The organism is Pseudomonas sp. TE21394 (assembly GCF_054057835.1).
Genome location: NZ_JBSRZR010000001.1, coordinates 5,070,596 through 5,090,721, shown reverse-complemented (window position 1 = coordinate 5,090,721; position 20,126 = coordinate 5,070,596). Strand labels below are relative to the sequence as shown.

The 20,126-nt window shown below is 65.2% G+C and carries 15 protein-coding genes and 1 pseudogene; 12 read left to right on the top strand and 4 right to left on the bottom strand.

The genetic code is table 11. The features are described 5' to 3' along the window. Nucleotides 1-18: 18 nt before the first annotated feature. Genes ACVWZT_RS23295 through ACVWZT_RS23285 form a run of 3 tightly spaced genes read right to left on the bottom strand, consistent with a single transcriptional unit; the run spans nt 19 to nt 2,870 of the window. Nucleotides 19-339: an NIPSNAP family protein gene (locus ACVWZT_RS23295; protein ID WP_457471662.1), complete on the bottom strand. Its 321-nt coding sequence runs from the start codon at nt 337-339 to the stop codon at nt 19-21. Beyond that, nucleotides 324-2,057, bottom strand: coding sequence for an FAD-dependent oxidoreductase (locus tag ACVWZT_RS23290; protein WP_457471661.1), 1,734 nt, complete (start codon nt 2,055-2,057; stop codon nt 324-326). Before ACVWZT_RS23290 ends, ACVWZT_RS23295 begins: the two co-directional genes overlap by 16 nt. Before the next feature lie 3 nt (nt 2,058-2,060). After that, nucleotides 2,061-2,870: a shikimate dehydrogenase family protein gene (locus tag ACVWZT_RS23285; protein WP_457471660.1), complete on the bottom strand. Its 810-nt coding sequence runs from the start codon at nt 2,868-2,870 to the stop codon at nt 2,061-2,063. Nucleotides 2,871-3,021: 151 nt separating this feature from the next. Between ACVWZT_RS23285 and ACVWZT_RS23280 the strand changes: the two genes are divergently transcribed. Next, complete coding sequence (locus ACVWZT_RS23280; protein ID WP_457471659.1) at nt 3,022-3,792, top strand: IclR family transcriptional regulator domain-containing protein; 771 nt, start codon at nt 3,022-3,024, stop codon at nt 3,790-3,792. A 42-nt stretch (nt 3,793-3,834) separates the two neighbouring features. Then, nucleotides 3,835-3,976: pseudogene (locus tag ACVWZT_RS23275) on the top strand (IclR family transcriptional regulator); the annotation flags it as partial. Between the two features lie 49 nt (nt 3,977-4,025). Here the strand turns inward: ACVWZT_RS23275 and ACVWZT_RS23270 are convergent. Then, entirely contained in the window at nt 4,026-5,879 is a 1,854-nt protein-coding gene (locus ACVWZT_RS23270) for an ABC transporter ATP-binding protein (protein WP_457471658.1), read from the bottom strand. Nucleotides 5,880-6,256: 377 nt separating this feature from the next. Here ACVWZT_RS23270 and katG point away from each other — a divergent pair, with 377 nt between their 5' ends. From katG to ACVWZT_RS23220, 10 genes are all read left to right on the top strand, one after another. Further along, nucleotides 6,257-8,515: a catalase/peroxidase HPI gene (katG, locus tag ACVWZT_RS23265; protein ID WP_457471656.1), complete on the top strand. Its 2,259-nt coding sequence runs from the start codon at nt 6,257-6,259 to the stop codon at nt 8,513-8,515. A 113-nt stretch (nt 8,516-8,628) separates the two neighbouring features. Next, the gene (pssA, locus tag ACVWZT_RS23260) at nt 8,629-9,957 is read left to right on the top strand and encodes a CDP-diacylglycerol--serine O-phosphatidyltransferase (RefSeq protein WP_457471655.1); all 1,329 of its coding nucleotides are present in this window, start codon (nt 8,629-8,631) and stop codon (nt 9,955-9,957) included. Between the two features lie 118 nt (nt 9,958-10,075). Continuing rightward, nucleotides 10,076-12,625: a bifunctional diguanylate cyclase/phosphodiesterase gene (locus ACVWZT_RS23255; RefSeq protein WP_296231134.1), complete on the top strand. Its 2,550-nt coding sequence runs from the start codon at nt 10,076-10,078 to the stop codon at nt 12,623-12,625. A gap of 111 nt (nt 12,626-12,736) precedes the next feature. Beyond that, on the top strand, nt 12,737-13,519 hold the full coding sequence (locus tag ACVWZT_RS23250) for an efflux RND transporter periplasmic adaptor subunit (protein WP_296231133.1): 783 nt from the start codon (nt 12,737-12,739) through the stop codon (nt 13,517-13,519). After that, the gene (locus tag ACVWZT_RS23245; RefSeq protein WP_296231132.1) at nt 13,516-14,835 is read left to right on the top strand and encodes an efflux RND transporter periplasmic adaptor subunit; all 1,320 of its coding nucleotides are present in this window, start codon (nt 13,516-13,518) and stop codon (nt 14,833-14,835) included. The genes ACVWZT_RS23250 and ACVWZT_RS23245 overlap by 4 nt, the downstream gene beginning before the upstream one ends. Then, the gene (locus tag ACVWZT_RS23240; protein ID WP_457471654.1) at nt 14,832-16,928 is read left to right on the top strand and encodes an HlyD family efflux transporter periplasmic adaptor subunit; all 2,097 of its coding nucleotides are present in this window, start codon (nt 14,832-14,834) and stop codon (nt 16,926-16,928) included. The genes ACVWZT_RS23245 and ACVWZT_RS23240 overlap by 4 nt, the downstream gene beginning before the upstream one ends. A 24-nt stretch (nt 16,929-16,952) precedes the next feature. Beyond that, entirely contained in the window at nt 16,953-17,753 is an 801-nt protein-coding gene (locus ACVWZT_RS23235) for an aspartyl/asparaginyl beta-hydroxylase domain-containing protein (RefSeq protein WP_457471652.1), read from the top strand. Further along, a complete protein-coding gene (locus tag ACVWZT_RS23230) occupies nt 17,741-18,736 on the top strand; it encodes a sulfotransferase family protein (protein WP_457471650.1) in 996 nt (331 codons plus the stop codon). Before ACVWZT_RS23235 ends, ACVWZT_RS23230 begins: the two co-directional genes overlap by 13 nt. A 158-nt stretch (nt 18,737-18,894) precedes the next feature. After that, nucleotides 18,895-19,398, top strand: coding sequence for a GNAT family N-acetyltransferase (locus tag ACVWZT_RS23225; RefSeq protein ID WP_296231126.1), 504 nt, complete (start codon nt 18,895-18,897; stop codon nt 19,396-19,398). Nucleotides 19,399-19,464: 66 nt separating this feature from the next. Beyond that, nucleotides 19,465-20,055: a phage tail protein gene (locus tag ACVWZT_RS23220; protein ID WP_296231124.1), complete on the top strand. Its 591-nt coding sequence runs from the start codon at nt 19,465-19,467 to the stop codon at nt 20,053-20,055. The last annotated feature ends 71 nt before the right edge of the window (nt 20,056-20,126 follow it).

Below are 20,126 nucleotides of genomic sequence, written 5' to 3'. Positions count from 1 at the left end.
TGGCAGTGGAGGAAGCTGCTATTGCAGCGGTGAAAAGCCGGTAGGCCGCAGCAGCTGCGACTGCAAGCGCAGCACCGCGCCGAGTTCGCGGTTACGCCGTGAAAACTCTGCCCAGCGCGGGTCTGCCGCCATGGCGGCGCGGCGTGCCATACGCTCGTCGAGGCTGGCGTAACCCCAGATGTGCACCACCTGGTTGGCTTCGCCGAACTCATTGGTGAAAAAGCCGAGAAGATGGCCGAGGTGCTCGCGCTGAACTTCCAGTGCATGGCTTTGGTACAGGGCGAGCCAGTCGGCCATTTTCAGTGGGTCGAGGGTGTAGGTTCTCAGTTCGTAGTACATGCCGGGGTCTCCTTGGCGGTGGTCGGCGCCTGCAGGCGCGCGGCGATGTGGCTGGCTGCGAGCCAGCCGAAGGTGAGGGCAGGGCCCAGGGTGATGCCGGGCCCCGGATAGGTGCCTTTCATCAGGGAATTCATGTCGTTGCCCACAGCGTACAGCCCGGTGATCGGCTGGCCGTCGCGGTTCAGCACGTTGGCCTGGGCGTTGGTCACCAGCCCGCAGGCCGAACCGAGGTCGCCGGTGTGCAGGCGGATGGCGTAGAACGGCGGGCTGGCGAGTGGCGCCAGGCACGGGTTGGGTGTGTGCTGTGGGTCGCCCATGTAGCGGTTGTAGCTGTTGCCGCCTTTGCCGAAGGCGCGGTCAATGCCATCGCGTGCATCGGCGTTGAATTGCTGCAGGGTTTGCATGAACACCAGCGGGTCGGCGCCAATGGCCTGGGCCAGCGCTTGCGCGGTAGGTGCGCGGTGCAGGTAGCCGGCGTCGATCAGTGCCTGGTTGTTGACCGGCTTGGGCCGCGCCAGGCCCAGGCCGTAGCGGTCCATCGCCGCGGCATCACAGACCAGCCAGCAACTGGCGATACCGTTGGCGAGCATGGTGTGGACGAAATGGTGGTAGGAGTCGGATTCGTTGACGAAGCGCCGCCCGTCCGTGGTCACCGCGATCACCCCCGGCTTGGCACGGTCGGTGACCAGGTGGGGAAAGCGTTCGCGCTCGCCGTTGGCATGGCGCAGCTCGGACACCGGCGCCCAGAAGAAGTTGGCCGCCAGGCCCTGGCCCTGGGCCGCGGCGACCGCCTGAGCAAGACGCAGGGCTGCGCCGTCATTGCCAGGTGGTGACATGCTCAGGTGCGGCCCTTGCTGGGTGGGCCGGTAGCTGGCGGCCAACGCGCCGGCAGCGAACCCGCCCATCGCGCACACCACGCCGCCACGGGCCAGCACCCGTTCGACGCGCCCTTCACGTTGTACCACCACGCCGATGACGGCGCCGCGTTCGACGATCAGCTCCAACGCGTCGCTGCGCAACCACAGCTGGGCGCCATGCTCGAAGGCGCTGGTCGCCAGGCGGGCGATCAAGGCGTTACCGGTGGTAAGCCGCGTACCGCGATGGTGCCGCAGGCGGTCACCCGCGTAGCGGGCCATCAGCTTCAGGCAGTGCCACAGTGACCGGGGCGAACGGCGCATGCTGAGGAAGTGCTGGATGTCCACGCGGTTGACCATCATGCCGCCGAACAGCAGCATGCCTGGCGGGGGCATTCGCAGGTCCTTGAAGCGCTGCCCAAGGCGCGTGCCGTCATACTCGAGCATCTCCAGCGCCCGGCCGAACTGGGTGGCGCCAGGGGCGTCCGGGTAATAGTCGGGCGAATGCGGGCGCAGCGCATAGCGCAATTCGCTGTGCTGCTCCAGCCAGCGCAGCGCCTGGTGGCCGTGTTCGATGAAGGCGTCGACGAGGACGGGGTCGTAGCCGTCGCCGATCACATGCCGTAGGTAGCTGCGGATAGCTTCGGGGGAGTCATCGGCCCCGGCAGCGCGGGCCTGATCGGTGCCATACAGCCACACCGCCCCGCCGGAAATGGCCGAGGTGCCACCAAACTGCGCGGCTTTTTCCACCACCAGTACCTTCAGGCCAAGGCAGGCAGCTGTGGTGGCCGCGGCAAAGCCAGCGGCGCCGCTGCCCAGCACGACCAGGTCAAACTGATGCTGCGCGTGTTCAAGTGTTGGCATGGCTCAGATCTCCAGCGGTGTTACACCCATGAAGGCGCCCAGGTGGCCGAGTTGGGCGAAGGCCATTTCCGAGCCCGTCTGGACCGTGCAGCCGACTTCGCGTGCGCGTTTCAGCAGCGGCGTGATTTCCGGCGAGGTGACTACGTCGGCGACCAGCGTGGCTGGCTGCAAGGTGGCGAGCAGGGCGGCCGGCAGCGGCAGCGCTGCGTTGTCGCCCATGCCGACGGGGGAGGCGTTGACCAGCAGATCGAAGCTTTCCAGGCCGTCGACCCGGGTGGCGAGTGCGACCTTGGGGAAGGCTTGGCCGAGCAGTTCGCACATTGCGCCCATACGGGCCGAGCAGGGGTCGCTGAGCGCCACGCTGGCGATGCCCGCTGCGCCCAAGGCGTAGGCGATGGCGCTGCCGACCCCGCCACATCCGACTACCAACGCACGCTTGCCCGCCGGCTCGAAGCCATGTTTGCGTGCGGCGCCGAGGAAGCCGGCACCGTCGACGTTGTCGCCGAGCAAGCGGCCGTCACGCTCGCGGCGAATCACGTTGACCGAACCCAAGGCGGCTGCGCGTTGGCTCAGGTCGTCCAGGCGGCTGGCCAGGGCCTGCTTGTGCGGCACGGTGACCACGCAACCGCGCAGGTTGTGCCAGCCACGCAGGGTGCCGATGAACGCATCGAGCGCGCTTGCCTGCAGGTCGATGGGCAGCATGGCGAGATTGCAATTGTTGTTGGCGAACCAGTTGTTGAAGTTCTCGGGGGACTTCACCTGGGTGATGGGCGAACCGACGATGGCGACCAGTTCAGTGGAACCACGAATCATGCTGACCTCCTTATTTGGCGTTGTCATGGAGGCAAGGGTGAGGCAGAGAGGAACCGGCAACAATGCGCTCGTCACCGTTTTGATGCGATAATCGCACTGCCGGTCCGTTTATCGCATCGGTTGCGGTATTTCCAGTCTGCGAGTCGATTGAATGAACACTTCAGTGATCCATCCCCGCGACCTGATCGCGGGTTTGCAGAAAGGCCTGGCCTTGATGCAGTTGTTCAGCGCCGAGCAGCCGCGCCTGAGCGTGCCGCAGGCGGCCAGGTTGTCCGGCCTTACCCCCAGTGCCGCCCGACGCTTCTTGCTGACCTTGGTGCACGAGGGGTTTGCCGCAACCGATAACCGCGAGTACTGGCTGACACCCAAGGCCTTGCGCCTTGGCCAGGCCTATGTGGACTCGGCGCAATTGCCGCGCATGCTGCGGCCGATCGTCGAGCAGGTGGCACGGCAGACCCAGGAGCATGTGTCGGTGGGTACCCGTGATGGCGACGAAATCATTCACCTGGTGCGCAGCCGCTACAGCCATGTGGCCTCGTTGTCGATCCGGCCGGGCTCGCGGGTGCCGATGTATTGCACGGCCGGTGGGCGGATATGGCTGGCCTGGCTGGACGAGCAGGCGCGGGATGATTACATGGCGCGCAACCCGCTACGGGCGTTGACGCCTTATACCCAGACGGACTGCGGGCTACTGCAAACGGAGCTACTGCGAGTCCGGGAGCAGGGGTTCTGCATCGTCGACCAGGAATTTGAAATCGGCATGCGCGTGTTGGGCGTGCCGCTACTGGACCGCGCCGGCAAATTGAAAGCGACGCTGACCATTACCACCGATGCTTCGCGGTTGAGTGTGGATGAAATGCGCTTGCGCTACTTGCCCAGACTGTATGAGGCGCAGGCGTTGTTGCGGCCGGTGCTGGATTGAACTGACGGCCGTTCCAGCAAGTACTGCCGCGACCTCAGTGGCGCCCTGAGCGTGGCGACCATCAGTGGCGGCCAACCGCATACCGACCGTGGTGGCACTGCTCAAGCGCGAGGCGGCGGCGACAGGTGAGCGGATCAACCCGTTCGACCCGGTGCTGCGCCGGCCTTCGCCTGTGTTTGGTCAGGCTGGGAAGCGGGCGGTACGGTGCCATCTACCATGCCGCCGCCCTGGGCCTATTCCACCGCTTCGGCCACGCCTTGGTCCTCGCCCAGGAACCCGCCACTCTGGTGCTGCCACAAGCGTGCATACGTCCCGTTCTTCGCCAGCAACTGCGCATGGGTACCTTGCTCGATGATGCGCCCTTCATCCATGACGATCAGCCGGTCCATGGCGGCGATGGTCGACAAGCGGTGGGCGATGGCAATGACGGTCTTGCCCTGCATCATTTCATCCAGGCTTTCCTGGATCGCCACTTCCACTTCCGAATCCAGCGCGCTGGTGGCTTCGTCCAGCAACAGGATCGGCGCATTCTTCAACATCACCCGGGCAATCGCGATGCGCTGGCGCTGGCCGCCGGACAGCTTGATGCCGCGCTCGCCCACCAGCGTGTCATAGCCGCTGTGGCCCTGGCGGTCGCTGAGCTGGCTGATGAACCCGTCGGCCTGCGCATTCACCGCAGCGGCGCGGATCTGCGCCTCGGTCGCATCGGGGCGGCCATAGGCGATGTTGTCGCGAATCGAGCGGTGCAACAGCGAGGTGTCCTGGGTGACCATGCCGATGGCGCTGCGCAGGCTGTCCTGGGTAACCCGGGCGATGTTCTGCCCGTCGATGCGGATTTCGCCACTGTCCACGTCATGGAAACGCAGCAGCAGGTTGATCAGCGTGGACTTGCCGGCGCCGGAGCGGCCCACCAGGCCGACCTTCTCACCAGGGTGGATGTGCAGGCTCAGGTCGTTGAGCACCTGGCGCTCGCCGTTGTAGTTGAAACTGACCTTGTCGAAGGTCACCGCGCCGCCGCGGGTGACCAGCTCGCCCGCGTCCGGCGCATCCTGCACCTTGGGGCCACGGGTCAGGGTGTCCATGCCGTCCTGCACGGTGCCGATGTTTTCGAACAGCGAGGTCATTTGCCACATGATCCAGTGCGACATGCCGTTGATACGCAGGGCCATGGCGGTTATTGCCGCCACCGCGCCGGTGCCGACCTGGCCCTGGTGCCAGAGCCACAGGGCATAGCCGCCGGCCCCCAGGATCAGGCCCACCACCAGCGCCTGGTTGACGATTTCGAACTGGCTGACCAGGCGCATCTGGCGAAAGCCGGTGTGCTTGAAATCCTCCATGGCGGCACGCGCGAAGTGCGCTTCCCGTTTGGAATGCGAGAACAGCTTGACCGTGGTGATGTTGGTGTAGGCGTCGGACACGCGCCCGGTCATCGACGACCGCGCATGGGCCTGTTCCTGCCCGACCTTGCCCAGGCGCGGTACGAAATAGAGCATGGCCAGGCCGAACAGGAGCACCCAGGCCATGAACGGCAGCATCAGCTTCACGGCAAAGCCGCCGGCCAGGGCAATGATCGCAATGAAGTACACGCCGATGCCGGGCAGGATCTCGATGATGGTGAACAACACTTCACGCACCGCCAGTGCCGTCTGCATCACCTTGGTGGTGACCCTGCCGGAGAACTCGTCGGAAAAGAAGGACAGGCTCTGGCGCAGCATCAGCCGGTGGAAATCCCAGCGCAGGCGCAACGGCAAATTGATCGCCAGTACCTGGTGCTGGACCATCGTGCGCAATGCCACCAGCCCGATGCTGGTCAGCAGGACGATGCCGATCCCCCACAGTACGTGACTTTCCTGCGGGCTGGCCGGGTCACCAGCCTGCCAGGCTGCAAGCAGGTCGACCACCTGGCCGAGGAAGGCGAACAGCCAGGCTTCGTAGATCGACACCGCGGCGCTGAGCAATGCCAGCGCCAGGATGTAGCCGCGTGCGCCGCGGGTGCAGGCCCACATGAACCGCAACAGGCCCACCGGTGGTGGTGGCACTTCGTCGGGGGGAAAGGGGTCGAGCCATCGTTCAAAAATACGCAACATGCTTGTCTCCGGAAATCTGCTGATGCCTGGCCGCTAACCATACAGAACACGCCACGCTTCGGGGGTTCGAGTTGCCAGGGCGATCCCTTGCGCTGGAAGGCCGGCGAACCTGCAAGGTGACAGAGCCAGGCTATCAGGCTCTAACAGTCACTCTATTAGCTCTCTGCCCAAGCTCGGCTAGTCTTTTATCTGGCTTCGCCAATTGCGCCAGCGGGCGGTGTGTCAGCACTTGCGTGCAAGACCGCAGTCGTTTGCCGTGGCAGTTTCGCAAGCCCTCGTACAGACCTGATAAGGGGCAGCACGAGCGCACGCGCTCGGCTGAAAGAATACCTGGCACAGACCGGAACTCTGGATAAACGACCCGAAGGTACACGCAGATGTCGAACGCATCGAAATGCCCGTTGCATCAAACCGCAGGTGGCGGCACCACCAACCGTGACTGGTGGCCTGACCAGCTCAACCTGAGAATTCTCCACCAGCATTCCTCCAAGTCCGACCCGATGGACCCGGGTTTCGATTATGCCAAGGCGTTCAAAAGCCTCGACTTCCAGGCCCTGAAGCAAGACCTGACCGCCCTGATGACCGATTCCCAGGACTGGTGGCCCGCCGACTTCGGCCATTACGGGCCGCTGTTCATCCGCATGGCCTGGCACAGCGCCGGTACCTACCGCATCGGCGATGGCCGCGGCGGTGCTGGCTCTGGCCAGCAGCGCTTCGCCCCGCTCAACAGCTGGCCGGACAACGTCAGCCTGGATAAAGCCCGACGGCTGCTGTGGCCGATCAAGCAGAAATACGGCAACAAGATTTCCTGGGCCGACCTGATCGTGCTCACCGGCAACGTCGCACTTGAATCCATGGGCTTCAAGACCTTCGGCTTTTCCGGTGGCCGTGCCGATGTTTGGGAGCCGGATGAAGATGTGTACTGGGGTTCGGAAAAGGTCTGGCTGGGCGGTGACCTTCGTTATGGCAAGGAACAGGTCAAGGCCCAACCGCCGGGCCAGGGTGACCTGGTCGCCGAACCAGCGAAGCACCCGGAGGAGCAAAGCCGCGAACTGAGTGGTGAACGCAACCTGGAAAACCCGTTGGCCGCGGTGCAGATGGGCCTGATCTACGTGAACCCGGAAGGCCCGGACGGTAACCCCGACCCGGTCGCTTCGGGCCGGGATATCCGCGAAACCTTCGGTCGCATGGCCATGAACGATGAAGAAACCGTGGCCCTGATCGCCGGCGGGCATGCCTTCGGCAAGACCCACGGCGCCGGCCCTGCCGACAATGTCGGTGCCGAGCCGGAAGCGGCCGGTCTGGAACTGCAAGGCCTGGGCTGGGCCAACCGATTCGGTACGGGTAAAGGTGCAGACACCATCACCAGCGGTCTGGAGGTCACCTGGACCTCCACCCCCACCCGCTGGAGCAACGAGTACCTCAACAACCTGTTCAACTTCGAATGGGAACTGACCAAGAGCCCGGCAGGCGCGCACCAGTGGCGGCCGAAAGACGGCAAAGGCGCAGGCACCGTGCCGGATGCTCACGACCCGGGCAAGCGCCACGCGCCGTCCATGCTCACCTCCGACCTGGCGCTGCGCTTCGACCCGATCTACGAGCCGATCGCCCGCCGCTTCAAGGACAACCCCGAGCAGCTTGCAGACGCTTTCGCTCGCGCCTGGTACAAACTGATTCACCGTGACATGGGGCCGCTGGCGCGCTACCTGGGCCCGGAAATGCCCGACGAAGAGCTGCTGTGGCAAGACCCTATTCCCAAAGTCGACCACCCGTTGGTGGGCGAGCAGGACATTGCTGCACTCAAGGCCAAGGTACTGGCCGCAGGCCTGAGCGTCGGCGAGCTGGTGGCCACCGCCTGGGCGGCCGCGTCGACCTTCCGCGGCTCGGACAAGCGTGGCGGGGCCAACGGTGGTCGCCTGCGCCTGGCACCGCAGAAAGACTGGCCGGCCAACCAGGGCACCGGCAAGGTGCTGGCGGCGCTGGAGCAGATCCAGGCCGAGTTCAATGCCGGCGGCAAGAAAATCTCCCTGGCCGACCTGATCGTCCTCGCCGGCGCGGCCGCGGTGGAAAAGGCTGCCAGGGATGCCGGGCACGACCTCAGCGTGGCCTTCCGTCCGGGGCGTGCCGACGCTTCGCAGGCGCAGACCGACGTCGAGTCCTTCGCTGTGCTGGAGCCGCTGGCCGATGGCTTCCGCAACTTCACCAAGGCCCGCTACAGCGTCAAGGCCGAAAAGCTGCTGCTGGACAAGGCCCAGCTGCTGACCCTCACGGCCCCTGAACTGACCGTGCTGATTGGCGGCCTGCGCGTGCTCGGTGCCAACCATGGCGGCAACCAGCAGGGCGTATTCACCGACAAGGTCGGCACCCTGAGCAACGATTTCTTCCGCAACCTGCTCGACATGGGCGTGGAATGGAAGGCGACATCGGCTGACAACGAGGCGTTCGAAGGCCGTGACCGCAAGACCGGGCAGGTGAAATGGAGCGCCAGCCGGGTCGACCTGGTATTTGGCTCGCATGCTCAGTTGCGGGCGTTGAGCGAGGTGTATGGCAGCAGTGATGGCGGTGAAAAGTTCGTCAAGGACTTTGTGGCAGCCTGGGAGAAGGTCATGGAGCTGGACCGGTTCGACCTGAAGTAACGGTGTTGCAGTGCAGGGGCGCCTGGCGCCCCTTTTCGCGCGGCGCTGGACCATTGCGCCGTTCCTGTGCAAGCTGATGCATGACAGTGATTGCACAGAGAAGGTAATCGTCAGTGACCCCCGAAACCCTGTTGGCAGGTTTGCCAGGCTACGCCCTGGCGCCTGAGTCGATCCAGGTATTGGCCGATGCCAAGGCCTATCACGCTTGCCTGCTCGAGCAGATCCGCGCAGCGACCCGACGCATTGTCATCGTCGCGCTATACCTGCAGCAAGACGAGGCAGGCCAGGAGGTGCTGGATGCCTTGTACCAGGCCAAGGCCGCACGGCCAGGCCTGGATATCACCATCGTGGTCGACTGGTTCCGTGCCCGGCGCGGCTTGCTGGGCGCTGGCCGCCAGCCGGGTAATGCCGCCTGGTATCAGGCCCAGCGCCAGCAGCACGGGCTGGATATCGTGATCCATGGCGTGCCGGTGCAAACCCGCGAGCTGTTCGGTGTGCTGCACCTGAAGGGCAGCATCATCGACGACTGCGTGATCTACACCGGCGCCAGCCTGAACAACGTCTACCTGCACCGCTTCGACCGCTACCGCCTGGACCGCTACCACCTGTTCCACTCGCCAGCGCTTGCCGACGCCATGGTCGACCTGGTCCGGCGCCTGTTGCATCACACCGCGACGCCGCGCCTGGACCTGCCGGCCCAGCCTTCCACCCGCAGCCTGCGCAGCGATATCCGGCGCTTGCGTGCGCGGCTGCGGCGCATGGCTTATGACGCACCGGCCAGTGTGCCGGGGCAAGGCCTGCGCGTGATTCCGCTGCTGGGCGTGGGCCGTGGCAACCCACTGAACCGGGCAGTGTGTGCCTTGCTGGCGGCGGCGCGTCGCCAGGTCATCATCAGCACGCCATATTTCAACCCGCCACGGGTGTTGATGCGTGAGCTCGATCATGCGCTGGAGCGAGGCGTGCGGGTAGAACTGATCGTCGGCGACCGTACCGCCAACGACTTCTATATCGCCCCCGGTGAACCGTTCAGTGCCAGTGGTGCCTTGCCTTATCTGTATGAGGACAACCTGCGTGCCTTCGCCCGGCGTCGCCACGCCGCGATTGCCAGCGGCCAGTTGCAGGTACGGATCTGGAACGACCCTGGGCATACCTTCCATGCCAAGGGGGTGTGGGTCGACCAACGCTATTCGTTGTTGACCGGCAATAACCTCAACCCACGCGGCTTCAACCTGGACCTGGAGAATGGCCTGCTCATCGATGACCCGCACGGCGAATGGCAGGTGCCCCGGGAGGCCGAGCTGGCCGCATTGCGCCGGCATGCGCCGCAGATCGACCCGGTGCAAGCGCTGGGGAGCAAGGCTGAGCATCCGAAGGAAGTACGCACGCTCTTGCGTCGGCTACGCTTCAGTCGGTTGGAGCCGTTGATCAAACGGGTCCTTTGAGGTTTCGTTCGAGTCTGCATGATTTCCCGGGAGTCTGGCGTCCGGTCGTCGACCGGATCGATCAGCAGCCAATTGCTGACAGTCCACTCTTCGGAATCCGGTAAAAGGCGCCCACTGAATGGATGCAACCTTCGGTAGTAATTCGTCGCGCAGTCAGGTGGTTCGGCAGTTGACGCTGGTCTTTTCCAGCCTGCTGTTGTTGATATTGCTACTGGGCCTGGTTTCCTTGTACCGCATCGCCGAGTCACTGGATGCACGCGAACGAGCACAGAGCCGGTTTCATGCCGAGTCGGCGCTGGCACAATTGCAGAAGAACGAGCGCAACTACCTGGTCTCCTATGCCGTGTGGCAAGCCGCCTACGATCACTTGGCCGACCGCGTGGACCGGCAGTGGGCCTACGACGAGGATAACCTGGGCGAAACGCTCTACAGCACCGACGGTTATGAAGGGGTATTCGTCCTGGGTGACGATGGCACCCACTACGCGATGCTGGAAGGGCGCCTCAGTGAACACGGCTTCGAACGCCACAGCGCCAGCCGCGCCCAGGTTCTGCAACGGGCCCGGCAGGCGACGACGCAAGAGGAACAGGCGGCCTCCGGCTACCTGGTGTTCGATGGCCAGCCGGCGCTGTACACCGCAGCGCTCATCCGCCCGTCCTCGGCCCGGCACCCGCTGCCGGCCTCTGGAGCAGTGCTGGTCTTCGTGCGGGTGCTCAGCCCGAAGGTGCTCGGTCAACTGGGGCGCTCCGCCGGGCTGGCCGGTTTTGCCGTGGTTGCCGCAAGCCAGGTGCAGGCAGACCAGGGGCGCTTGGCGCTGGAGGACAGTGGCTACGCCCTGACCTGGCATATCGATCAGCCGGGGACGGACCTGCTCGAGACGGTACTGTTGCCCCTGGCCCTGGCGTTGCTGATCATCGCGCTGGTCATGGTGCTGTTCGCCCGCTATGCCATGCGCGCCACTGCCAGCATGGACCGTAGCCACCACGCGCTGGCTGCCTCGAAAGCCGCCCTGGAGTCCAGTGAAGCGCGCTTCAAGGCAGTGGCCGAGGCAGCATCGGACTGGATCTGGGAAACCGATGCGCAGCAGCGCCTGACCTATCTTTCACCGCGTTTTACCGAGCTGACCGGGCATACCCTGGAGCGGTGGCTGCAGCGCCCCATCAGTGACCTGTTCGATTGTGATACCGGCCAGGTCGAGACCTGGCTGCACGGCCTCGCCGGCAGCGAATCGACCGGCAACCTGCGTTGCCAGTACCGTGATCATCATGAGCAACGGCGAGAGTGCCGGGTCGCCGCCAAGGCCATCATCGAGCACAAGACCTGCCGGGGGTTCCGCGGTACCTGTACGGATATCACCGACGAAGTGGCGGCCCATGCGCAGGTCCAGCACCTGTCGCTGCACGATGCGCTCACCGGCCTGCCCAACCGCAACAAGCTGTTCCGCTTCCTTGATGATGCCAGGGGCGCGGAGCAGGCGTTGCTGATGCTCGACCTGGACAATTTCAAGCCGATCAACGACAGCCTCGGCCACCCGGCCGGGGACGCCGTGCTGATCGAAGTGGCCCGCCGGCTAGGGCAGGTGACCCGCGACACTGACCTGGTGGCACGCCTGGGCGGTGACGAATTCGTCATCGTCCTGGCCCGGCCAGGCACTCACGATGAAGTGGACCGCTTTTGCGCGCGGGTCATCGAAACCCTCAAGCGCCCGATCACCTTCGAACAACACAAGGTCCAGATCGGGGTCAGCCTCGGGGTGGTGTTGTCCGCAGAGTATCCCGGTTCCGCCAGTGCACTGATCCGCTATGCCGATGTCGCCTTGTACAGCGCGAAACAGGCCGGCAAGCATACCTGGCGCTACTTCTCGGCACAGTTGAACTCGGCATTGCTGGAAAAACGCGAGCTGGAGCGCGAATTGCGCGAAGGCATCGCCCGTGGCGAACTGCGCTTGCATTTCCAGCCGCGCTTCAAGGTGGACGGGGTAACGGTGGCTTCTGCCGAGGCGCTGGTGCGCTGGCAACATCCACGGCTCGGCCTGCTGCGGCCGGACCGCTTCATTGCCCTGGCCGAGGAGTCCGACCTGATCGTGCAACTGGGCAACTGGGTACTCCAGGAGGCGTGCACGCTGGCGCGTGGCTGGCCGCTGGAGATCCTGGTCTCGGTCAACATGTCGCCGGCGCAGTTCAGCCGCAGCGACGTGGTGCGGGACGTGGCTGAAGCACTTCGGCACACAGGCCTGCCTGCCCATCGCCTGGAGCTGGAGATAACCGAGAACGTCATGCTCAATGACGTGGAAGGCGCCCTACAGACCATGAACGCGTTGAAGGAGCTGGGGGTACGCCTGAACATCGATGACTTCGGAACCGGCTATTCCTCCCTGGGTTACCTGCGTACCTACCCGTTCGACAGCATCAAGATCGACAAACGCTTCGTCCAGTCGCTGGGCTCCAGCAGCAGTGATCGCAGCGTGGTACAGGCGATCATCAACCTGGGCAATGCGATGGGCATGACGGTCACCGCCGAGGGCGTGGAAACCGCGGAGCAGCTGGCCTTGCTTTACGACGACCAGTGCCATGAAGTGCAGGGTTACCTGCTTAGCCGGCCGGTGGAAAACCGGGCGTTGATGCAACTGTTGGGGGCTGGCGAAGGTGCAGATCGTGGCGTGTCCTGACAGCCGCGCGCGCATGACCTTGGGTGCAGGTCAGCGCCGGTCACTGTGATATATCCGTGCCATCATCTTTGTCGTACACTCCGGCCACCGAGTTCACAAGGAGTGTGCACCATGCGTCGTGCCATCCGCCTGGCCCTGGCTTTGGCTGTGTTGCAGTTGCCGCTGGTCGTTGCCGCTGAAGCACCAGGCGATCCATTGCTGGACACGCCAGCGCATAGCGCTGCGGGCGCTGGGCAAAACGCCCGTGGCGTGCTGCGCGCCCGCGATCACGCGGTGCTGGCCAGTGAACTGGCCGGGCGCATCGTCGAGATGCCCTATGCAGAAGGCGAAGACTTCAAGAAAGGCAGCACCCTGGCACGCTTCGATTGCGCCGCTTACCAGGCCCAGCTCAACGCTGCCCAGGCGGCAGTTCGCGCTTCCAGGGAAGAGCTCGACCACAATCGGCAACTGGCCGCGCTCAAGTCGGTCGGCCGGTACGAAGTTTCCTTGGCCGAAGCCAGGCAGGCCCAGGCCCAGGCCGAAGCGCAGGTGTACCAGGTGCAGGTCAGGCGTTGCGTGGTCAACGCACCCTTCGATGGTCGTGTGGTGCAACGCCGTGCCCAGCCACACGAAAGCGTACCCAGCGGGGCGCCGCTGCTGGAAGTGGTGGACAACCGTTCGCTGGAGATCCAGCTGCTGGTGCCATCGAACTGGCTCGCACGTCTGAAACCCGGCCAAGCCTTCCAGTTCACCCCGGATGAAACCGGCCGACCGTTGCAGGCGCAGGTCAAGCGCGTGGGGGCGCGGATCGATGAGGGCAGCCAGACGCTGCTGCTGATTGGCCAACTGCCGCAAGACGCCCAAGGGCTGTTGGCGGGCATGAGCGGTACGGCCATTTTCCCGGAACAACCATGACGGCCGCCGCCAACGCCATGGCTGAGCATGCCTTCGCCCGGTTTCTGGGGCTGGAACGGCAGGCTCGCCAGGCTGCCAACAGCGAGCAGTTGGCCTATGCCATGGTCAACGATGGCCAGGCGCTGTTCGGTTTTCGCCATGCCGCGTTGTTGATCGAAGGCAAGGTCCAGGCATTGACCGGTGTCAGTGTGGTGGAAAGCAATGCCCCGTTCGTGGCTTTCGTCGAGCGCGCCGCCAGGCAGTTGCAGGCCGCCGGTGCTGCTGATGCCGCCGCCGCGGTCAACCCGGCGATGCTCGATGCACAGGTGCGCGACGACTGGCAGGCTTTGTCTGCTGCGCAGGCCTTCTGGTTGCCGTTGCACAACCGTGAAGGGCAAACCTTCGGCGGCCTGTGGCTGGCTCGCGATATCCCGTTCAACGCTGCCGAGCAGGCCCTGCTGCTGCACCTGGCAGAAACCTATGGGCATGCCTGGCAGGCCTTGCGCCCGGCGCGCCCCTGGCGCCTGCGCTGGCCACGGCGGCGCCTGCTGGCGCTGGTGGCGGTGGCCGTGGTGGTGCTGTGCATACCGGTACGTCAGTCGGTGCTGGCGCCTGCCGAGGTGGTGCCGCGCGGTGGTCGGGTGGTGGCCGCGCCGCTGGACGGCGTCATTGCCGAGTTCCGGGTCAAACCCAACCAGACGGTGACCGCCGGTGAACTGCTGGTGCGTTTCGATGACACCTCGCTCAAGGCGCAAGCCGATGTTGCCGAGCGTACCTTGGGCGTTGCCGAGGCCGAGCTCAAGGCCAGCACTCAGCGTGCGTTCTCCGATGCTGATTCCAGCGCGCGCCTTGACCTGCTGGCTGCACGGGTGGAGCAGAAGCGCGCCGAACTCGACTACGCCCGGCAGTTGCTGGCCCGCAGCGAAGTCCGCGCCGAGCGGGATGGCATTGCCGTGTTCGCCGATGCCCAGCGCTGGACTGGCAAACCGGTGCAGACCGGCGAGCGCCTGCTGCAACTGGCCGACCCGGCCAAGGCCGAGCTGCGCATGGAGTTGCCGGTGGGCGACGCCATCGCCCTGCAACCGGGGGCCGAGGTGGCGCTGTTCCTGGACAGCGATCCGTTGCACCGGCACCCCGCGCAGCTCGAGCGTGCCGCCTACGAAGCCCAGGCTACGGCAGCAGGGCAGTTGGCCTATCGGCTGGATGCGGCGTTCGTCGAGGCGCCGCCACGCATTGGCCTGCGCGGCACCGCCAAGCTGTATGGCGAGCGGGCGCCGCTGGCCTATTACCTGCTGCGCCGCCCGCTGGCAGCTGTGCGCCAAGGGCTGGGCTGGTGATGCTGCCCGCCCTGCGCGCCGACCTGCAACTGTCACCGGCTGCCCCGGCGCTGGACGGTTCAGCGCAATGGACCTTGGCCGACCCGCTACGCGGTCGTTACTTCAAGCTCGGCGCAGCCGCGGTGCGCTTGTTGCACCACTGGGGCCTGGGCGATCCGCAACGGGTACTGGCGGCGGCCAATGCCGAACCAGGCGCGAGGCTGCAGGCTGACGAGCTGGACACGCTGCGCGCGTTCCTTGGTCAACATGACCTGCTGACCGCGCAGGATGCCGACCAGCGTCAAAGCTACGCCAGCAAAGCTGCGGCCACCCGGCAGAGCGTCTGGAAGAAGGCGCTGCACCAGTACTTGTTCTTCCGTATCCCGTTGTGGCGTCCGGACGCCTTCCTCAATCGCAGTTGGCCACTACTCGAGCGCCATGGCGGCTGGCTGCTGCGCTTCGGTCTGCCTACCTTGCTGGTCCTCGGCATATTCCTGATGGCCCGCGACTGGTCGCGTTTCATCGCCACCTTCCCGCACCTGTTCAGCCTGGGCGGCATGCTCGTCTTCGGCCTGGCGCTGGCCTTTGCCAAGCTCTGCCACGAGTTCGGCCATGCCTACATGGCCAAGCGGGCCGGCTGTCGGGTGCAGAGCATGGGGTTGGCGTTCATGGTGATGCTGCCGATGTTCTACACCGACGTCAGTGATGCGTGGCGGGTAAGCGATCGGCGCTCGCGGCTGCTGATCGATGCCGGGGGCATCTTCGCCGAACTGGTCCTGGCGGTGCTGGCCCTGCTGGCCTGGTCGCTGCTGCCGGATGGGCCGCTGCGCACGGCAGCGTTCATGCTCGCCAGTGCCACCTGGATGACTACCTTGCTGGTCAACCTCAACCCGTTCATGCGCTTCGACGGGTATTTCCTGGTCAGTGACCTGTGGGGCGTCGAGAACCTGCAGCAACGCGCCTTCGCCCTGTGCCGCTGGCGCCTGCGCGAGGCGCTGTTCGGCTACGGCGATGCAAAACCCGAGCCTTGGCCCGAAGGCATGCACAAGCGCCTGCTGGTGTGGGGCTATGGTGCCTGGTTGTGGCGTGCAGTGCTGTTCTTCGGTATCGCCCTGGCGGTGTACCACCTGTTTTTCAAGCTGCTGGGCATTTTCCTGATGCTGGTCGAACTGGCGTGGTTCATCGGCCTGCCAGTGTGCAAGGAGCTGCAGCAGTGGTGGCAGCGGCGCGGCCAGGCGCAGCCACGCAAGGCCTTGCGCAATGGCCTTGGGCTGTTGCTGCTGCTGGCGCTGCTGGTAGTGCCGTGGCGCGGGGCGGTGGAAGTGCCGGCAATGCTCGAAGCGTCCCGCGTGAGTGCCTTGCACGCCCCGCTGGCGGGGCGCTTGAAGCGGTTGCTGGTGCAGGATGGCCAGCAGGTCAGCCAGGGCCAATTATTGCTGGAGCTGGAATCGCCGGACCTGGATTCGCGCCAGGCGATCGTTCGCCGCGAAATCCAGATTCTCCAGTTGCTGCTGCGGCGGCAGTCCGGGCGCAGTGCCACAGCCGGCGACGCTGGCGTGCTCGAGCAGCAACTGGCCGAGGCGGTGGCGGAATTCCGCGGCCTGGCCGCGCAGCGTCAACGGCTACTGCTTCGCGCCCCTTACGACGGGGTGTTGCGCGACCTGCCCGGCGGGCTGGCGCCAGGGCAATGGCTGAATACCGCCCAGCCACTGGGGCGTATCGTCGAGCCTGGGGTGCGCTTGCGTGGCTACCTGGCCGAGGCCGAGTTGTGGCGGGTGACGGCAGGCATTGAAGGCCGCTTCATTGCCGATGATCCATTGCGTGCGGCATTGCCAGTACGCCTGGAACAGGTAGATGCCACCGGGGCGACCTACCTGGAACTGGAAGCCCTGGCTTCCGATCGCCATGGCCCGATTGCCGTGCGCCGCGACAGCCAGCAGCGTGCGCAGCCGCTGCATGCGCAGTACGGCGTATGGCTGAGCCCAATGACAACAATCGCCGACGTTGCTCAGCCGCTGCGCGGAGTGGTGGTGCTCGACGGTGCCCGCGAGTCGTTGCTGGAGGCAGCCTGGCGCCGGTTGGCGGCGCTGGGCGTGCGTGAGAGTGGTTTCTAGAACTGTTCAGCTGAAGGAGTGCCCATGCCCGAACTGCTTTTGCCACGCTGCGCTCGCCTCGACCTGGCCATCGACCTGCCGGCAGTGCTGACGGCATTGCAACGGGTAGCCAGCGATGCCTGGCAGCCTCATTTCAACAGCGGCTACCACCAAGGCGACTGGAGCGGCGTAGCCCTGGTGACTGCCGCCGACGCCGTTGTGCCGCTTGCTCCCGGCCAGGGCGCTGCGCTGCGGTTGGCCTGGTGGCAGGAAGAAGCGGCCTGGCAGGCCCTGCTCGCGCCGTTTGCCAGCTCGCTACGCGCTGCCCGCCTGCTGCGCCTGGGGGCCGGCGCGCGCATCCATGAGCACCGTGACCCGGACCTCGGCCGGCCGGGCGGCTGCCTGCGCTTGCATATCCCGTTGCTCAGCCCGGCCGGCGTGGAATTTCTGGTCGATGACCTGCAGGTGCCCATGCGCCCAGGCGAGTGCTGGTTCATCGACCTGTCGCGACCACACCGGGTCGACAACCGGGGACCAGGTGAGCGGATTCACCTGGTGCTCGATTGCCTGCCTGACCCGTGGCTGCTGAGCCTGATCGAAAGTGGCCGTGGACAGACCCCGAACCTGTGCCTGGGCAGGGCGGGGCAGGCGTTTGAAGAGTTTCGCCAGCAGGTGGCGCAGGACCTCGCCCTGGCTGCTCGCCTGCAGGCCCATCAGCAACCCCAGGCCTTCGTGGCCGAGGCCATCAGCCTGGGCGCAGCTATGGGGCTGGTGTTTTCCGAAGCCGAAGTGCTCAGCGCCATGCGCCGGGGCCGGCAAGCATGGAGCGAGCAATGGCGAGCCTGAATTCCACGGTTGATTTCCACGGTTGGCTGCCCATCCGCCTGTGGCGCAGGGACGGCGACTGGCGGGTGGACTGGTGCTGGTTCGGTGAGCGTCACCTGAGCAAGCCGTTTTTCCGTGACGAAGTGGACCTGGCCCTGCGCCTGCCGTTCAACCAGGCGCTGCGTCGCGACAGCGATATCCAGGCGCTGCTTGACTGGCATGCACGTAGCCCGGGCCTGGCTCCAGCGGCCTTGCTGTTCCACGCCTCGCGCTGTGGCTCGACCCTGGTGGCACAGTTGTTGGCCAGCCAGGCGCACAATATAGTGCTGTCCGAGCCACCCCCGCTGGACAGCCTGTTGCGCGCGCCGCTGCAGGATGCCAATGCCGCAGCCTGGCAGGACGCGGCGCTGCAAGCGTTATTGTCCGCCTACGGCCAGCGCCGCCGGGGCGATGAGCGTCAGTTGCTGGTCAAGCTTGATGCCTGGAACGTGTTCGAGGCGCCCGTGCTGACGGCGCTGTACCCTCAAGTGCCACGGCTGTTCCTGTACCGCGACCCGCTGGAGATTGTCGTCTCGCAGTTGCGTCAGGCGGGCATGCAACGGGTCCCGGGCCTGCTCGGGCCGTCGGCTTTCGATGTGCTGTTGCCACAGGACGGGGTCATGGGCGTGGTGGAATACACCTGCAGGATGGTCGGCGAAATCCTCAGCGCAGGGCTGGCGTTGTGCCGCCAGCATGGCGGTATCGCGCTCAACTACAACGAGTTGCCCGATGCGACCTGGGGTCGGCTTGGCCCGCTGCTCGGGCTGGCACCCGGCGTTGAACAGACCTTGCGCGAGGTGGCAGCCTTCGATGCCAAGCAACCGGCGATGAACTTCAGCGCCGACAGCCAGCGTAAACGCCAGGAAGCCAGCGAAGCGGTGCGCGAGGGTGTGCGCCGATGGGCCTTGGAACCGTACAACGCCCTGGAAAGCCTGCGCTTGAGCCCGGCGCGGCGGCAGGCGTGATAAGTCCTCGAACAACTGTTTGATAAAAGTGCATGGCGACCCTGCCGCAATGGTGGCTATTTGCCGTGGTGTTCGGCTACGCTGTTTCCGATAAGCAGGGCAATCCACAGGATGCGCGCCTCTCACCAAGGGGTTGACTATTGCAAGGAAGCGACACCATGGCCAGTACCGAAGTGCACCTGCGCCCCATCACTGATGTCGACCAGGCATTCCTGCGTACCCTCTACGGCACCACCCGGGCTGGCGAAATGGCCATGCTGCCATGGGACCAGGCCGCCATCGAGACGTTTCTCGACCAACAGTTCCAGGCCCAGCACGCCCATTTTCAGCGTCACTTTGCCGACGCTGCTTTCTCGATCATCGAAACCGCGGGTGAAGCGATCGGCCGCGCCTACCTGCTGTGGACCGACAGCCACCTGCAAATCATCGATACAGCCTTGATGCCTGCCTGGCGTGGCCGGGGCATCGGTTCCGGGCTGATCCGCCAGTGGTTGGCGCAGGCCGATCGACAGGGCCTCAGCGTCGGCCTGCACGTGACCTTGCACAACCCGGCACTGCGCCTGTACCAGCGCAACGGTTTCGAAGTGGTTGGCGACAACGGCCTGTACCTGGAGATGCGCCGGTCGGCGCCTGCAGTTTTTCACGTCGACAGGCTTGCCTGACGATGCGCGTCGTATTCCGCGGGGCTGTGTGGCCCGCTCTATAGCGTAGTCATTGGAGATCGGAAAATGAGTGAGCCATTTCTCGGCGAGATCAGGATGTTCGCAGGCAATTTCGCGCCGCGTGGCTGGGCACAGTGCCAAGGGCAGTTGTTGAGCATCGCGCAGAACAGCGCACTGTTCGCCATCCTGGGCACCACCTACGGCGGCAACGGCCAGACCACCTTCGGCCTGCCTGACCTGCGTGGCCGCATGCCCGTTGGCGTAGGTACCGGGCCGGGGCTGCCGACTGTCGACCAGGGCGAAATGGCCGGGGTCAACCAGGTCAGCTTGCTGCCGCAGAACCTGCCGCCCATCACAGTGGCGATCCCTGCCAGCAAAGCCAGTGTCGCCATCCCGGCGGTGGTCACCGATGCCAACCTCGGTGAGCCCACCACCTCCAGCGTGCTGGCCACACCTTACGACACCACCGGTTCGGGAGCGGCAGCGAGCATCTACTCCGATGCCGCCGCCAGCACCACCCTGAAGCCGTTCGATGCCAACATTCCGCCAGTGAACGTAGTGGCGGGCGGCAGTTCGATACCTGTTCCGGTACAAGCGCCATACCTGGGCATGAACTTCATCATCGCCCTGGAAGGCATCTTCCCGTCCCGTAACTGATCCAGGACAGGGCGGCATCGCGGGGCTGTTTGAGGCCCTGCGATGCTTCGCGTTCGATTACAAGCAGCGCC

Coding starts and splice junctions, on each gene's coding strand:
- ACVWZT_RS23280 (WP_457471659.1), top strand. CDS start 3,022: ATGAACACTTCAGTGATCCATCCCCGCGACCTGATCGCGGGTTTGCAG.
- ACVWZT_RS23295 (WP_457471662.1), bottom strand. CDS start 339: ATGTACTACGAACTGAGAACCTACACCCTCGACCCACTGAAAATGGCC.
- ACVWZT_RS23225 (WP_296231126.1), top strand. CDS start 18,895: ATGGCCAGTACCGAAGTGCACCTGCGCCCCATCACTGATGTCGACCAG.
- ACVWZT_RS23245 (WP_296231132.1), top strand. CDS start 13,516: ATGACGGCCGCCGCCAACGCCATGGCTGAGCATGCCTTCGCCCGGTTT.
- katG (WP_457471656.1), top strand. CDS start 6,257: ATGTCGAACGCATCGAAATGCCCGTTGCATCAAACCGCAGGTGGCGGC.
- ACVWZT_RS23230 (WP_457471650.1), top strand. CDS start 17,741: ATGGCGAGCCTGAATTCCACGGTTGATTTCCACGGTTGGCTGCCCATC.
- ACVWZT_RS23255 (WP_296231134.1), top strand. CDS start 10,076: ATGGATGCAACCTTCGGTAGTAATTCGTCGCGCAGTCAGGTGGTTCGG.
- ACVWZT_RS23250 (WP_296231133.1), top strand. CDS start 12,737: ATGCGTCGTGCCATCCGCCTGGCCCTGGCTTTGGCTGTGTTGCAGTTG.
- ACVWZT_RS23290 (WP_457471661.1), bottom strand. CDS start 2,057: ATGCCAACACTTGAACACGCGCAGCATCAGTTTGACCTGGTCGTGCTG.
- ACVWZT_RS23235 (WP_457471652.1), top strand. CDS start 16,953: ATGCCCGAACTGCTTTTGCCACGCTGCGCTCGCCTCGACCTGGCCATC.
- ACVWZT_RS23220 (WP_296231124.1), top strand. CDS start 19,465: ATGAGTGAGCCATTTCTCGGCGAGATCAGGATGTTCGCAGGCAATTTC.
- ACVWZT_RS23285 (WP_457471660.1), bottom strand. CDS start 2,870: ATGATTCGTGGTTCCACTGAACTGGTCGCCATCGTCGGTTCGCCCATC.
- ACVWZT_RS23270 (WP_457471658.1), bottom strand. CDS start 5,879: ATGTTGCGTATTTTTGAACGATGGCTCGACCCCTTTCCCCCCGACGAA.